The 15,217-nt window shown below is 40.9% G+C and carries 10 protein-coding genes and 3 pseudogenes; 1 reads left to right on the forward strand and 12 read right to left on the reverse strand.

Annotation, left to right across the window (positions count from 1 at the left end):
- Positions 1-90: 90 nt before the first annotated feature.
- The 9 genes and pseudogenes from MHH52_RS21320 to MHH52_RS21360 all read right to left on the reverse strand — a co-directional run bounded on the left by MHH52_RS21320 (position 91) and on the right by MHH52_RS21360 (position 10,330).
- Positions 91-1,869, reverse strand: coding sequence for an aminopeptidase P family protein (locus MHH52_RS21320; protein WP_340004337.1), 1,779 nt, complete (start codon positions 1,867-1,869; stop codon positions 91-93).
- Positions 1,853-2,974 (reverse strand): ethanolamine utilization protein EutH, encoded by a 1,122-nt coding sequence (gene eutH / locus MHH52_RS21325; protein ID WP_340004338.1) that lies wholly within the window; start codon positions 2,972-2,974, stop codon positions 1,853-1,855. The genes MHH52_RS21320 and eutH overlap by 17 nt, the downstream gene beginning before the upstream one ends.
- 40 nt (positions 2,975-3,014) lie before the next feature.
- Positions 3,015-3,596 carry an XRE family transcriptional regulator gene (locus tag MHH52_RS21330; protein ID WP_340004339.1) on the reverse strand — a complete coding sequence of 194 codons (582 nt, stop codon included), beginning with the start codon at positions 3,594-3,596 and terminating at the stop codon, positions 3,015-3,017.
- 260 nt (positions 3,597-3,856) lie between these two features.
- Positions 3,857-6,429 (reverse strand): annotated as a pseudogene (locus MHH52_RS21335) (ABC transporter permease).
- A pseudogene (locus tag MHH52_RS21340) lies at positions 6,426-7,038 on the reverse strand (ABC transporter ATP-binding protein). Before MHH52_RS21340 ends, MHH52_RS21335 begins: the two co-directional pseudogenes overlap by 4 nt.
- 24 nt (positions 7,039-7,062) lie before the next feature.
- Positions 7,063-8,001 (reverse strand): VanZ family protein, encoded by a 939-nt coding sequence (locus MHH52_RS21345; protein ID WP_340004340.1) that lies wholly within the window; start codon positions 7,999-8,001, stop codon positions 7,063-7,065.
- Positions 8,002-8,102: 101 nt separating this feature from the next.
- Positions 8,103-9,019, reverse strand: a pseudogene (locus tag MHH52_RS21350) (HAMP domain-containing sensor histidine kinase).
- Positions 9,020-9,703 carry a response regulator transcription factor gene (locus tag MHH52_RS21355; RefSeq protein ID WP_340004341.1) on the reverse strand — a complete coding sequence of 228 codons (684 nt, stop codon included), beginning with the start codon at positions 9,701-9,703 and terminating at the stop codon, positions 9,020-9,022.
- Between the two features lie 66 nt (positions 9,704-9,769).
- Complete coding sequence (locus MHH52_RS21360) at positions 9,770-10,330, reverse strand: TetR/AcrR family transcriptional regulator (protein ID WP_340004342.1); 561 nt, start codon at positions 10,328-10,330, stop codon at positions 9,770-9,772.
- A gap of 167 nt (positions 10,331-10,497) precedes the next feature.
- Between MHH52_RS21360 and MHH52_RS21365 the strand changes: the two genes are divergently transcribed.
- Complete coding sequence (locus tag MHH52_RS21365) at positions 10,498-11,451, forward strand: DsbA family protein (RefSeq protein WP_340004343.1); 954 nt, start codon at positions 10,498-10,500, stop codon at positions 11,449-11,451.
- Between the two features lie 285 nt (positions 11,452-11,736).
- On the opposite strand, the gene MHH52_RS21370 is transcribed toward MHH52_RS21365, so the two are convergent.
- From MHH52_RS21370 to MHH52_RS21380, 3 genes are all read right to left on the reverse strand, one after another.
- On the reverse strand, positions 11,737-12,510 hold the full coding sequence (locus tag MHH52_RS21370) for an ABC transporter permease (protein WP_340004344.1): 774 nt from the start codon (positions 12,508-12,510) through the stop codon (positions 11,737-11,739).
- Positions 12,482-13,471, reverse strand: a complete 990-nt coding sequence (locus MHH52_RS21375; protein ID WP_340004345.1) for an ABC transporter ATP-binding protein — start codon at positions 13,469-13,471, stop codon at positions 12,482-12,484. The genes MHH52_RS21370 and MHH52_RS21375 overlap by 29 nt, the downstream gene beginning before the upstream one ends.
- 540 nt (positions 13,472-14,011) lie before the next feature.
- Complete coding sequence (locus MHH52_RS21380; RefSeq protein WP_340004346.1) at positions 14,012-15,115, reverse strand: alpha/beta hydrolase; 1,104 nt, start codon at positions 15,113-15,115, stop codon at positions 14,012-14,014.
- Positions 15,116-15,217 lie beyond the last annotated feature (102 nt).

Below are 15,217 nucleotides of genomic sequence, written 5' to 3' on the forward strand. Positions count from 1 at the left end.
AAACCCCTGGGTAAATTCCGATGTAATTCTATGGGGTGCACTTCAATTTAATCCATATGTCTCTTTTGTAATTTCTACGACAATACCTATTTATATTTCCCTAGTTTCTTCCCTTAGCCATCCGCTCTCTTCTTCATTTAAATAAGGAGCTAGCTTCGTATATACCTCTTGATGATAATTGTTTAACCATTGCTTTTCACTCTCTGTTAACATCTCTTTATTGATACCGGCTAAATCAATTGGGCAATACGTAATGGTTTCAAACTTCATAAATTGACCAAACTCTGTTTTCTCGTCTTCAACTACTAACATCATATTTTCAATTCTAATTCCATATTTACCTTCAAGGTATATTCCCGGTTCATTCGTAATAATCATGCCTTTTTCTAATGTAACATTATTATTATTATTCCTTATGCTTTGTGGTCCTTCATGAACATTTAAGAAAAAACCTACCCCATGTCCTGTCCCGCATTTATAGTCTAAACCATACTGCCATATTGGTTGCCTTGCTAAAACATCTAAGTTAGAGCCTGTAGCTCCGTATAAATATTTTACTGAGCTTAATGCAATAAATCCTTTTAACACCAAAGTAAAATCTCTTTTTTGTTCATCGGTAAGTTTTCCTAAAACAATCGTTCGTGTAATATCTGTTGTTCCATCATAATACTGTCCGCCTGAATCAATTAAAAAAAGACCTTCACTCTTAAGAGTAAATTGCGTTTCTTTATTGGCTTTATAATGCATCATCGCAGCATGTTCTCTATATCCTGCTATCGTATCAAAGCTAGGTCCAACATATCCTTCCTGCGCCCTTCTGAGATCTTCTAATTTTTCTTCTGCAGTAATCTCTGTAATTTCTTCTTTGTCTACAACGTTTTTTAGCCATTTTATAAATTTCACCATAGCTAAACCATCTTTTATTTCACACCATTTTACATTTTTTATCTCAACTTCATTTTTAATAGCTTTTAAATTAGTCGTGATGTCAGGAATTTCAATTTTCTTTGTAGTACTGTTAATGGCATTATATAATCTGATATTTGTTTTATTCGTATCTAAAATAACGGCATCACCGCTCGAAAGATTTTCCAAGAATATTTGTATTTCATGATTCGCTCTTAACTCGATTCCTTCAGCCTCCAGTTCTAATTTAACCAAAGAGGGAACCTTGCAAGAATCAATAAATAAATAACATTTATGCTCTGCTACGATTACATCAGCTATTGCAACTGGATTGTTAGGCACATCGGCCCCTCTTATATTCAAAAGCCATGCAATGTCATCAAGGGAAGTTAAAATATAATAATTTGCTCCTATATTTTTCATTTCTTTTCTTACTTCATTTAATTTTTCTACTTGTGATTTGCCTGCATATTTTACGTCATGAGTAAAAATTGGACCTTTAGGAATCTCCGGTCTATCTTCCCACAGATCATCAATTAAATCTTGATTCATTTTTAATACGATTCTCTTTGCTTTTAGATCTTTTTCCATCTTTTTAACCATATTAATTGAGAAAACATTTCCATCAAAGCCCACAATGCTTCCTTCATTAAGAACATCTGCTAGCCATTCTGAATAAAAGGGTACCCCTGGATCCACCATTCTAAATAATCTGATTCCTGAGCCCTCAAGCTGCTTTTCCGCTTGAATATAGTATCTACCATCTGTCCATAACCCAGCATCCTCTAATGTAATAACTACAGTACCTGCAGACCCTGTAAATCCTGATATCCATCGTCTACATTTCCAATGTTCTGCTACATATTCACTCTGATGTGGATCAAAACTGGGAATTATATAAGCATCCATTTGATTTTCTTTCATTAGCTGTCTTAACTTTTCGACCCTATCCCTGATATTCATTACTAATACCTCCATTTTCCTTAAGACTAAATTCTTTATTTTCACGATCATATAGCCATGCAGCTAGTACTATACTAATTATTCCGGCTGTAAGCTTTGATATGATAAACGCTCCTAACATTTCTGGGGCTACTCCTGACACAAATCCAAATTGACCTCCAAATACAAATGCTCCACTTATTCCAAAGGCAGTACATACCACTTTTCCTTTAGGATTCATTTCCTTAAATGTTCCAAATATCAACAGATTACTAGCCAAACTTCCTAGAATGCCTGCTACTGACACTGAATTAATTCCAAATTTGTCCCCTATTTCTTTAAAACTATTTTTAAAAATTCGATTGATAAATGCTAGCATAGGATATGCTCCACCTAAAACAAATGCGATCTTGCCTACGATTACAGTAGATTCAGATAGTGGTGCTAATCCTGAGACAAGCCTTACACCAAATATCACATCGATACCTTGTAAAAGTAATCCGACAATACTCAAACTCATTATAAGCTTTCCAAATACATTAAAAAGTTTCATAAAAACATGAGGAGCTTTTAATAATCCTACTCCTAAAATAATGGCAAAAACAAATATAGGTACCAGATTCCATACTAATATAATGATATTTATTTTTTGCCATAAACCTGCTGCAAGACATCCTATTGGTATAGAAATAATTCCAACCAACACACCCTTAGAAAAGTATTTTTCATCCTCTTTAGAAAGCATCCCTAACGCGACAGGTATTGAAAAACTAATTGTAGCTCCTAATGTAGATGCGATGATAATTCCTGAGAATGCCCCCATTTCCTCTGTCAATGCTAGCTTATTAGCCATTTGATAGCCCCCCATATCTACAGCTAAAAATGCTGCAGGAACGATAGAAGGATCTAGATGCAAAACTCTAAAGATTGGAATAATCTCAGCGGATAAAAAATTTGTAAATATAGGGGCTAAAGAAAGTATTCCTATCATGCCAAGCCCTAAAGCTCCCATGGTCTTTATGCCTTCCTCAAATTTCCCACCCAGTTTCAAATGATTTCCGGTAATATAATCAATAGCTCCGATTACAAAAAAAGAACCGATTAGATATAATACAAATTTATCCATTGTTATGATCACTTTCTATTTACTTTATATAATGTCTTTACTAATCAGCATCAGTAGTATTAAACCCACTATTGTAGATATAATTAGGTGTATTAACAGCTATAAGCTTGACCTTTTTGTTCGTATAATTAGCCCAATTGTGGGCAATATTTGAGTCCATATGGACACTGTCACCAGGATATACTTCATGCCTCTTACCATTTATGTAAACTGTTAATATACCCTCTAAAACATAAATGAACTCTTCTCCCTTATGCTTATAGGATAATATTTCTTCATCTTTCTTTTGAGGAAGAATTTCTATAAGCCTTGGAAAAAGTTGTTTATTTTCTAAATTTGTACTTAAACTATACTTAATAAAACCACCTTCTACTAAATCCATTAATTCTTGTTCATAACTTCTTAAAACCATATCTTTTCTTTTAAGTGGATAATCAAAAAAATGTGTTAAATGTACTTCCAAAATATCAGCTAGTTTTTCAAGTGAATCAACTGCTATGGTAGTAAGCCCCCTTTCTAATTGAGACAGAAATCCAACAGATAGTTCGCTTTTTTCACTTAACTCTTTCAAAGTAATTCCTTTTTCAGTCCTCAATTTCTTTATTTCCATTCCTATATTCATCACTTCACCCCGAATTTTCATTATCGTGAATAATATAATATATATTAGAGTAACACGCAATATATTATGAAATAATTTCATTTATATGAATTATTTAATTAACGTAATCATCTAGGAGGCTATCGGCGAAAACCACCCGAAGATCCATTTAACCTGAGTCTCTTTTACTTTAACGCGTGCAATAAATTGTCGTGTAGGCTCGGTAACACTCCCCAAAACGAAGCAGGCCCTGACTTCAACCAAGTCAGGGCCGATGGCCTTCATATATTCTCTTGCTTTAATGCATCAATAATGTTTTCCTTTTTTACTTTCGCGCCTGAATATAGCATGGCGGAACCGACAATGACAGACAGAATGCTCATCCAAGGGAGGGTGAACCCGTAGCTGAATTTGTTCGCAAATGCCCTATTGATCAGATACATCACGACGAAACTGACGGGGAGCCCAAATATCAGCGACTTAACCCCATAAAAAACACTTTCATAGTTCATCATTTTCGCAAAGCCTTTTGGCGTCATGCCGACGGATTTCAGCATCGCAAACTCTCGTTTTCGAAGGAATATGCCCGTCGAGATCGTATTGAAAATGTTCGAAATGGAAATCGCTGAAATTAATACGATAAAACCATAAGAAAAGACGGACATCAATAGGATCTGTTGTTCTTCACTTTTTCTGGATTGATATACATTGTAGACATTCAGATTGGTCTCATGCATCTCTTCGATTTCCTGCTGCGTTCTAATCGGTTCCGTACTTTTCAGATGGAGGAATGTCTGAACGTTAGCTAAGTCCTCGGCGTCTGCCAGTCGATTCATGACGGTTCCGAGACGATGATATTTAACCCGCCCACGCCAGTCGTATTCATCCCCATGGGAGCTCGATCCGTCAACGCGGCAACGGTCACTTTACTTACCTTCTCCTCCACCCCATTTTCTTTATAGATATTGGTTAGCGCGATGCTTTGGCCGACATTCGTATACACGGCCTTCGTCTGGACATATTTTCCCGTACCCATATCTTTGTAATGAATCGTATCCATCACGATCGCGGCGGGATGATCCGGATCCGTGAGCCGTTCGTAATCCGCGCCGATCGCTTTAGCATAGACTTGCAGACTCGAATCGTTCAATGCATGGATCTTAATATCGTAACGATATTTTCCGTCTTGCAGTAAACTCTTATCCTTCTTAACCTTCTCTTGCAATTCATCGGCAATGAACGCTTCATCGACCCAAGCGTTCTTATACAACTCGTGAATCACGTTGTATTCCGTTACGCCATCCAGGGTTACAATCGATTGCATCAACCGGTCGTCTATTCTTTTTCCATTGCCATATGATACTTCAATATCGTAATTGACGCCTTCCCGCGACAATTCCAGGGATTGTTTCATGCCGGCCGTAAAAAACGATACCGTTAAAAACAAAACGATGCTGATGACGAGTGAAAAAACGATGGCATGATATTTCAGTTTGTTCCTTTTTAAATTTTTCAGCCCGATTTCCACTTCGATGCCGAAGAGCTTGCGAATGAACTTCGACGTTTTTACAGCTTTGACCGTAAGCTTTAAGTCGGTTGTTTGGCGAATCGCGTCCAAGGCGGATACCTTGGATGCTCTGATCGCCGGGAGATACGTCGAAATTAAAATCGTCAACATCGAGACAACACAGGCAATCAAGAGCGATAACGGCGTGACGATGAGCATAAGCTGTTCATTGGTCCATAATGCCCCTTGAATCATGGCGTTCATGAACCAAAAGGTGATCCCAATCCCGGCAAGAGCGCATAGGATGCCAATGGGAATGCCGATCAAGCCAATGACGACTCCTTCAAAAAGCACTGAATTTCTCTTCTGCCTTTTCGTAGCCCCCACGCTCGCGAGCATCCCTAAATGGCGGGAACGTTCCGAGACGGATATCGCAAAAGCATTATAGATGAGCGAAACCGAGCCGATCATAATGACCGCCATCAGGATCACCGATAATGAGTACATCGTGCTGTACGAGGCTTTGCTTTTGGACAAGCCGTAGTAATGAAGCAAATCGTTATTATATTGGACCGTCTCGATATGGTTCCTCTTAGCCAAATTTTCCGCATGAGCGAATAAGGACGGATTGACTTTCTGAATGACCACCGCCGCATTGACTCGATCGTTTGCACCGATGATGTTTTCATCGATATAGCTAATGATCGTATAGCCCGGAGCCCAAGCTGTTTCCCAAACGGGACGCTTGATGAAGCCCACCACCGTATAATCCCTTGTCTTTATATGCTGCAACGTTTCGGTCAATGTACCGTCTTCCCTACGCAGCGGTTCGGTCTGATCCAGGGGATGATCGCCCCCTTGCTCGAATCGTTCGCCGACACGAAGGGTTAGACGATCGCCGATTTCATACTTCACTTTGGCGTTCGTTGCAACGGCTTCGGACATAACGACTTCCTTGTCCGTTTCCGGAAGACGCCCCTTGCTTAATTCAATTGGAAATTGCGCGAAACCTTGTGCATCATATTCCTTGATGAACAAGTACGGCTTATTGGGATTCTGTCCCCCTTCTAATGGGGCATAGCCAAGATCTCTTGTGATCGCAACGGTTTTGGCTGAATCATCGTCGTGTACCGCCGCGAGCTGTTCTTTGGATACATCTTGATATTGGACATGCCACTCCCCTGTATCCGCAATGACTTGCCTGATCATTAAATCCGAAAAGGAAAAAACAAGCGTAGCGACAGCGGTCACCATGGCAACCGAAATGATGACGCCGATGATGGTTACGAGCGTTCGTCTTTTGTTTTGCTTCAGATGCCGGATGGTTAGTGTATTGACAATGTTCATCGTCGGATCACCTCGTCTTTGGCAATCCTCCCGTCTTCAATCGAAATGATCCTGTTTTTAATAAGTCGACGATCTCGCTGCTATTCTTGCTGTCCAGATTCCCGGTCGGTTCGTCTACCAGCATGATCGCAGGATTGCCGATGAGCGCTCTTCCGATCGAGACCCGTTGCTGCTGTCCGCCGGATAACTGATTCGGCAGGTGGTTTAATCGATGCTGCAAATTCAACGTATGCACAAGGCCATCCAACTGCTTTTGATCTACCTTTTGGTTATCCAGCAAGAGTGGCAGCGTAATATTCTCCTCCACCATCAGGACGGGAATCAGATTGAAAAACTGGTAGATCAGGCCGATTTGCCTGCGTCGAAAGATGGCCAGCTGCGTTTCGTTCAAGGTATACATGTCCGTATCTCAACAAAAACTCTACCGCCAGTCGGCCGATCCACGCCGCCCAGCATATGGAGAAGCGTCGATTTTCCCGAACCGGACGGGCCGATAATCGCGACGAATTCGCCTTTTTGGACCGAAAAAGAAACATCGTCCAGCGCCTTTACCGCCGATTCGCCGGTGCCGTATATCTTAGATAGATGCTCGATTCTTAAAATTTCCATTGTCATACCTCCTTTCCTTGGTGCTCAATTCCAGAAATATACCATCTCTCTATATCCAACATCCCATAGGGTCTCATTTCCCTCCAGGGTGATCGTAAGCTCATTGGCCTGTAGGAGAAAAATTTCGGACATATCCGGCTCATGGCGTTGAGCTTCTGCAGATACGGACAGGAACTCATGTCCATCGACGGTAACCCTGATGCTGCCCTGGAAATCCTTCTGATCGGGAATTCCATAATTCAAGGAGAGATATATCTCCTCCCTATTGCCCAACGTATATGTGTACGTTTCTTTCTTTTTGCCTTCGACGTTATACGCATTATATCTGGGTTCTACGTTTTGACCGCCAATCTTGAGACTGTACCGTTTGGTTCCCGTTGATGGGTTTCCGGTGCTATTTTTCAGTTCATTTATCGCCACAAAGGGGCCCATTTCTTTGGTGAACGCTTGGTCGACGATCCCGAAGATCCCCCAGACCCCGAGCATAAGGACAACAGCAGAAATGCCCGTAGCAGCAATACTTCTCCAGATGTTCTTCGTACGAAAGCCAAGTTTGTACGCCCCGAATCCGACTGCTGCGCCCGATGCGTTCTGTATGACGTCATTCATATCGAAGCTGCCGAGGAACGTTAGTGCCTGAATCGTCTCCAGCACGAGAATAGACAGAACGAACAATGTCATGAATCGAATAAAGTTGGTCCGATATAACAACGGAATCAAGATGCCAAAAGGGATGAAGGCTGCGACGTTCCCAAAACCCACAAAATCCATCAGCGTAGGATGCAGAAGATCCGATAGGCTTGGCAGCCTAAAAAAACCGTCTGGTAAAAAAATAAAGGTGTATTCGGTGATTTGATCTAACGTGCCTACCCTGCCGAAAGCGAGAAACAAAAAATAAAGAATCAAAAGGGTGTAGGCTATGGTGATGGCAAAAATAATCTTACGCTGTTGCTTCAAATGCATTGTCATACCTCCATAGTTCAGCTGATGAATATCATTTTATCTGTCTAAAATGACTTTCAAGTGACTATGGAGGTGACAATTCAGTCACTTACGGAGTGCCGCTAAATCACTTGCATATAAAACTTAATCCGAAACCGCGTACCCTTCTCGCTGTCGCTTGTCACATCGATCACTCCGTTCTGGCTGGCAATGATGCTGTGAGCCATCGCAAGCCCTATGCCGATGCTCCCTTCGGCGTTCTTTCCTTTGTAAAAACGCTTAAAAATATAAGGCAAATCTTCTTTCGGAATGCCTTTTCCATTGTCAGCAATGACGATTTCAGTAAATAACGCGTTTTCTGAAAATGTGATGGCGATCGCTCCGCCTTCAGGCGTATGCTCCACGCCGTTCTTCAAAATATTGATGACCGCTTCGGCAGTCCAATTGAAATCGCCGACAAACGAGACGTTGCCATCGCCCGCGATGGAAACCGTCTGTCCCTTAATATCCATCGGAATCATAACCGGCTCTAATGCCTTTTAGATAAGTTTTTTCATGGGTATTCGATCTTGTTTGAATGGGATGGTCTTCGCGTCAATTTTCGATAGCTTTAATAAGGAAGAAACAAGCCAATCGATGCGTTCAAGCTGGATGCGAATATGATGGGTGAACTCCGTTCTTTTGGCCAGAGGCAGGTCAGGGACGCTTAACAAATCCGCCATCACCGTCATGGAGGTTAATGGCGTTTTGAACTGATGCGAAATATCGGATATGGCATCCGTCAGTTGAATTTTGTCCCGCTGCAATAGCGATCGGTGCTCGTTAGCATGAGCGTCACTTTGTAAATATCATTCTTTAAAATGCTAAGCTCGCGATATCTCCATCTCGTGAATAATAAACTGCAGCCAATAAGCAGAATGGATAGAATGGTAACGAACGCCGTCGCGACAGACGAAATGAAAGCAGCGGCGACGATCGCCGTTAAGCTGATCGAGCCCATGATGAGCAATAAAATCTGAATTTCTCGATTCCGCAGCATCTAATCACCGACCTTATAGCCTAAACCGCGTACCGTTTTGATCAATGTCGGATGCCCTGGATCATCCTCCAGCTTTTCCCTCAGCCTTTTGATATAAACCGTTAACGTATTGTCGTTCACGAAGTCGCCAGCCACGTCCCAGATTTGCTCTAGAAGTTGATTCCTTGTGAGAACCTGTCCAATGTGGCTGCCGAAGATCAGCAATAAGCGATACTCTAAGGCGGTCAATGAAATTTCGGCGCCGTTTTTATGCACTTTGCCTTCCAGCGTATGAATTCGGACAGTATCGATGTCTATGGTCGTTTTCGTTTGGGACGGCTTCTGGTATCTCCGTAACACGGACTTGATCCGGGAGAGGAGCTCACGAACTCGAAAAGGTTTGGTAATGTAATCGTCAGCTCCCATGTCAAGTCCCATCACGACATTGACCTCATCGTCGATCACTGTTAAGAAGATGACAGGAATGTCTCCCCGCTCCTTCACCATCTTGCATAATTCATAGCCGCTTCCGTCCGGAAGCTGTAAATCGAACAAGCATATAGCGAATTGATCCATGTCTTCAGCGAGCACCTGTTGGGCCGAGGCGACATCATGGCAGAGAACGGTTGAAAAACCATCTTGCTGCAGCGAATATTCCAGTCCCGACGCGATCGTCTTATCATCCTCGACTAATAAAATTTTCATATGCAGATCATCCTTACGATTGGATTAAATTTTATTCTCCATCTTAGTTTAGACATTATAGCAGCCTCACACGTGTTCATTCCCAGACATCAGAAAAGGAATGGCCGACTTGATAAATTCTTCCGGCGATAACTCCTTCCGATTTCTCCTCCACTCCACAGAAGCACCATAAACGCCCCAACTTAAAATAACAGCTGTAATTTTTAGAGATTCATCCTCTTTCGTTGTATGTTGTTTGCGCAACATTCCGTAGAAAATGATTTCGAGTTGCTCCCTAATAATGCGGGCTATGGTCTCATCGTATCCTCTATGACACCGACTGGATAATGCTCTTTGGAAATCCGTTATGGCCACGAAGATATTAATAATCGATTCTTCATTTAGTTCGCTTTTCTCGAAGTCTATGGCGTTCAAATTAATCAATAACACTTCCGATAAAACTTTGTCGAGCAAGTCATATATATCTTCAAAGTGATAATAGAACGTTGCACGATTAATCTTAGCCTCTGCTGTAATATCCTTAACGGTAATATCCTTGAATTCTTTTTTACCTGAAAGTTCAATAAAAGAGTCCATGATTAACTTACGAGTTCGTAAAACTCGGGGATCTATCCTTGATTGAGTCATATCATGTCCCTCCAACTTTTTAAACAATTGTATCAATGTGTTGCATAAACGACAAATGGAATGATCTATTGGTGTTCCAATAGTTTTTTTATGTCTAGAATATGATTGTAAAACAAAGCGATGTTTCTAGTAATGCTTGTTTATGACACTTCAAGGAGGCAACAATCATGGTAAATGAGGATAAACGAATAGCGAACGATAATCATATGATTTGTGATTTAGAAACAGGTGTATGTGGCGTAGCTGGGGAGGAAGAAATAGAGATGATCGATTTTAATCAACCTCAAAAATCCATTAAAGTTTATTATGTAACCGATCCAATTTGCTCTCACTGCTGGGCGCTTGAACCTGTTCTTCGTCGTTTTAAAGAGCAGCATGGGCATTTTTTCAACTTTCATACGGTTATGGGTGGATTGCTGGAAAAATGGAGCGATGAGCCTGTCGACCCACGTAACGGAATATCAGGACCTGCTGACGTCTTCGGCCACTGGAGAGAGGTTGGAGAATATTCGCGCATGCCGATTGACGGTTCACTGATGCTTGACAATCCGGTTCAATCCTCCTTCCCGCCTTCTCGTGTATTTAAAGTGATTCAAAAAAATTATAAAGATGCATTAGCCTATGAGTACTTAAGACGATCACGAGAAGCTCTGTTCGCATTTAATCGAAATATCGCCGATGAATCCATCATGATAGACATCGTAAATCAGCTTGGACTTGATGGAGAAGCTATTGTTCAAGATGCCGAACAACAAACCGGCCAACAATTATTGAATGAAGATTTTAGTCTCGCTAGAAGTCTTGGCGTTAGAGGTTTCCCGACGATCATTATGATCAACGAGGAGAATAAAGGATTGAAGATCGTAGGTAGTCGTCCGTTGGAGTCCTATGTTGAGGGCCTGCAGCAAATGCTAAATACGGAAGAAATACAACCAAAACAACAACCATCCCTTTCTAACTTGCTTGAAAAAGAAAAGCTATTATTTTCTAAAGAAATTGAAGTTATGTATGATATTGAAAAGTCGGAAATCAACGCTTTTGTTGAAAAAGAACTTTCACCAAGCAGCTATCAAGTGAAGGAACTTCTAGGGGAGTCCTATTTTACAACCACGAAATCATAATGGAGAAAGTCTTGAATCAAATAGTTCAAAAAGGGGCTTTTCCTTTCGACGGAAAAGTCCCTAAACTGAATCATAAACTCAAAGTTTCTATTTGACTTTAAGCTTCTTGCACCGTAACCCAGCTTCTGCGCCCCGTGAGCGTCAAGTCCAAAACTTTTCGCCGTTACTTATGGTACGGTTCACCGTATCATAAATGAGGGCGAAACTAAAGGACACCCGATTGGGTGCCCTAATCATTAGTCATTTACACTTATATACAACCCGACGAATAAACGATTTTGTACGCTAGTATTGCCCTAAAAGACCTTTCTTCATGGCAATTTTCTCGCAGCGATCAAACACAACGAGCCCTAAAATCAAATATACCAGCGAATTTAATAATAGTACGCCATAATCTGATAAAGGCAACTCTGTTAACGTCAGATTCTCCAGCATCACTGTTCTTACCATATTCACTCCTTTGACGAATGGGGCGAAAGCTAGAAACGGCGCTACAGTTAATGGAACAAATACAAGCCCCATCAAAACAAATTGAAAAATCTGTAAAAACGCTTGAATTTGTTTCACGATAATAGCTAAACCAGCAATCATAAAACTAACGCCTACCATACTTATCATAGTAACTACAATAATCGGGATCGTTGTCATGGGGTTAAGACTCAACCACTGTCCGGAGGTTAGCATGGCACCAAAAAGTAAGATGATCATAATAACAGACTGCAAACCCAATTGACTGATGATCCGCGTGAGCATGATTTTCCAAACCCCCATCGGAGACATATATAACTGTTCTAACGTTCCACGCGTCGCTTCTGTTATCACCGAATAACCAATAAAGTTCATCGTCATCATAGTTAAGCTCCAAAAGACTACACTTACAATTGAATATTGAACGTTCATATCAAAACTAGCTGGATCCCCTATGAACATAATTCCAAAAAATGCAGCCAGAAATATAATGTAAAAAGTGACTACTAACGCAATAGTGTTCGGTAGATAACGTTTCATCTCAATATATTCCTTACGAAAATTAGCATTGAATAAATGGAGCCATTTCATGGGTCTTCCCTCCCTTTACAATCTGAATAAACACTTGTTCAAAATCAATGGTTATACGATCAATACTTTCCACCATGGTTCCTTCCTTTTTCATAAGATCGAACAACTCGTAGATATCCTGACCATGCTCTAAATTAACTTCCACGATCGTTTCATGGGAGCTTGCTTTATAAGTACTTAAAGGGAATATACTCAACAGTTTATTCTCCTGCTCTACACTTAATTTCTCACCCAACTTAATTGAATATGCCCTTGTTTCAAATAACTTAAGTAAATTCTCCACCCTGTCGTCAATCACAACTTCACCTTTATTAATGATAATGGCACGGTCACACAACTCCTGAACGACGGGCATATCATGTGAACTAATAATAATCGTGCGTTTTTCTTCCTTAACTATCGTTTTTAAAATTTTACGCAATTCATAACTTACCTCAACATCCAAACCGAGCGTTGGCTCATCCAGCAAGATGACATCCGTATTAGCTAATAGTGCTACAGCGATCGCCAACTTTTGTTGCATCCCCCGGGATAATCCATTGACCAGCTCATTCTCCTTTTCTTTAAGGTTGAATTGCTCTAATAATTTATCCGCTTGATAGGCAACTTGCTTCCGAGAGTAACCCCGGTTACCCGCAAAATATTCTAGGTTTTCCCGAACGGTAAGTCGCCAATATAAATTTCGGTTCCCCTCTAATACAGCACTAATATGCTCTAGAGCTTTGAGTCTCTTCTTGCAAATATCTAAGCCATTAATAGATATAGAACCAGCATCCGATTCTAACAAACCACAGAGCATCTTTATCGTTGATGTTTTCCCAGCGCCATTGGGCCCTAATAAACCGAGAACCTCTCCACGATTCACATGAAAAGAAACATCATGAACGGCATGTATCTTCTCTTTCGTCTTTCTTTTCTCGTACACCTTACTAATACCCCGTACTTCTATAATTTTCTCCACCTTATAACCATCCTCTCCCGTACGATTTAAAAGAGTGATTCCATTGTTAAATTTATTTTATTTTAGTATCTAGATTTAGATAACTGGCTTCAGATGGATACTTTCTCCGTCTGAGGAATGAGATTTGTGTATGGGGTGTGTTTATACAAGTACGACGAATAGACACATCTCTTGAGATGTGTCTGGAACCTTATTTTCTTCACGAAAAAAATCCTTCTACTTAGGCTTGCTGAACATTCAAATTTCTCAGTAATAACAAGGGTTCGTAGCCTCTCAATGCGAATTCAAATGCAAGGGAAATGTAGAATTCCCGCGAAAATTCGTGCACTTGGGAGTGTTCAATCGTGTATCGTAGACCAGAAAGCCAGCTTCAACTATTTGAAGATTTATTTTTGCCGTGCAGAAGATAAATACGCAAAGGCTTTCAAGAAATCAATGCGTGGACATTAAGTGGTGAGATTTAAATAAAGATCGCCCTCTTTCATCTTGCTGATTAAGACAAGATAAGGAGGGCGATCTTTTATATTACCATGCACGTTATTATCCAAAAACGCGCTTAATTCCTTTAGCTATTTCGTTCATGCAATCCTCCGCTTGTGGGTAAATGCCGATTTTATCCATGAACGCGTGGTCCATTCCATTATAACGGATATACTGTGTATTAACGCCTGCACGTTGTAGTTTTCTAGCGTAGGCTTCGCACTCAAGTGTCAAATAATCATACTGTGCGGTAATAATTAATGTGTCAGGCATACCGCTTAAATCTTCTACTAATAAGGGAGAAATATAAGCGCTTGTTGCAGGAACCTTACCTTGTAAATAAATATTGTCCAGCATAGCCGTCATATCACCCATACCCATTAATAGTCCCTTGATCAGCTCATGATGATTGTTAATCGTGTACTCTTCGATATTCCATTCGAAATCATCCGTTGCTGCCCCAGCCATGTTCACCGTCGGATAAAGCAATGCTTGGAATTTAATCATACCTGTTCCTAGATCTCTATCCTTCATCGCGCATACCGTTGATAAGTTCCCACCTGCGCTATCGCCACATACTGCGATTTGATTCGGATTTACATTCAGTTCTACTGCATGCTCATATACCCAGCGAACAGCATCGAAGCAATCGTTTAATCCTGCAGGGAACGGATGCTCAGGTGCAAGGCGGTAATCCACCGAAACAACAACTGCATTTGCTTTCTCAGCAATTGCTTTACAAGGATTCTCCACTACATCCAAAGTACCTCCCAGGAAACCACCACCATGGAAGAAGACTACCGCTGGGACATTCGAGCCTTCAGCTGGAGAATAGATCCGAACTGGGACAGAGCCCTCTGAACCTTCTATATCTCTCGATTCTGTACGAATATCCGTTGTTGTTACATCTGTATTCGGCCAGCCCATCATTGCACGCATCCCCTGAACCATTGCCATTAAATCGAACTCTCCCTCAGGTGGCTTGCCCATCGCAGCCATCTTTTCAGCACTTTCGATTGTTGTCTGCAAAACGCGAGCGTCCATTTCTCCCTCAGCATCTGAATCTGGAAGCTTTTTAATCATCATATCTAGACCTTTGAAGTTCTTAACCTCTGTCCGTCTCTCTAGTTCCGCCAACAGATTTTCATATGCATATTTTTCCATGATGTCCTTCATCTCCCTAGTTAAATTCTATCAATTATTAGTAATAGATCATCAAGTATTTGCTCTCTGCTTTTTCTAAAATAATCTCTAAGCTCTCCATTC

This window comes from Paenibacillus sp. FSL K6-0276 (assembly GCF_037977235.1).
Lineage (GTDB): Bacteria > Bacillota > Bacilli > Paenibacillales > Paenibacillaceae > Paenibacillus_AQ.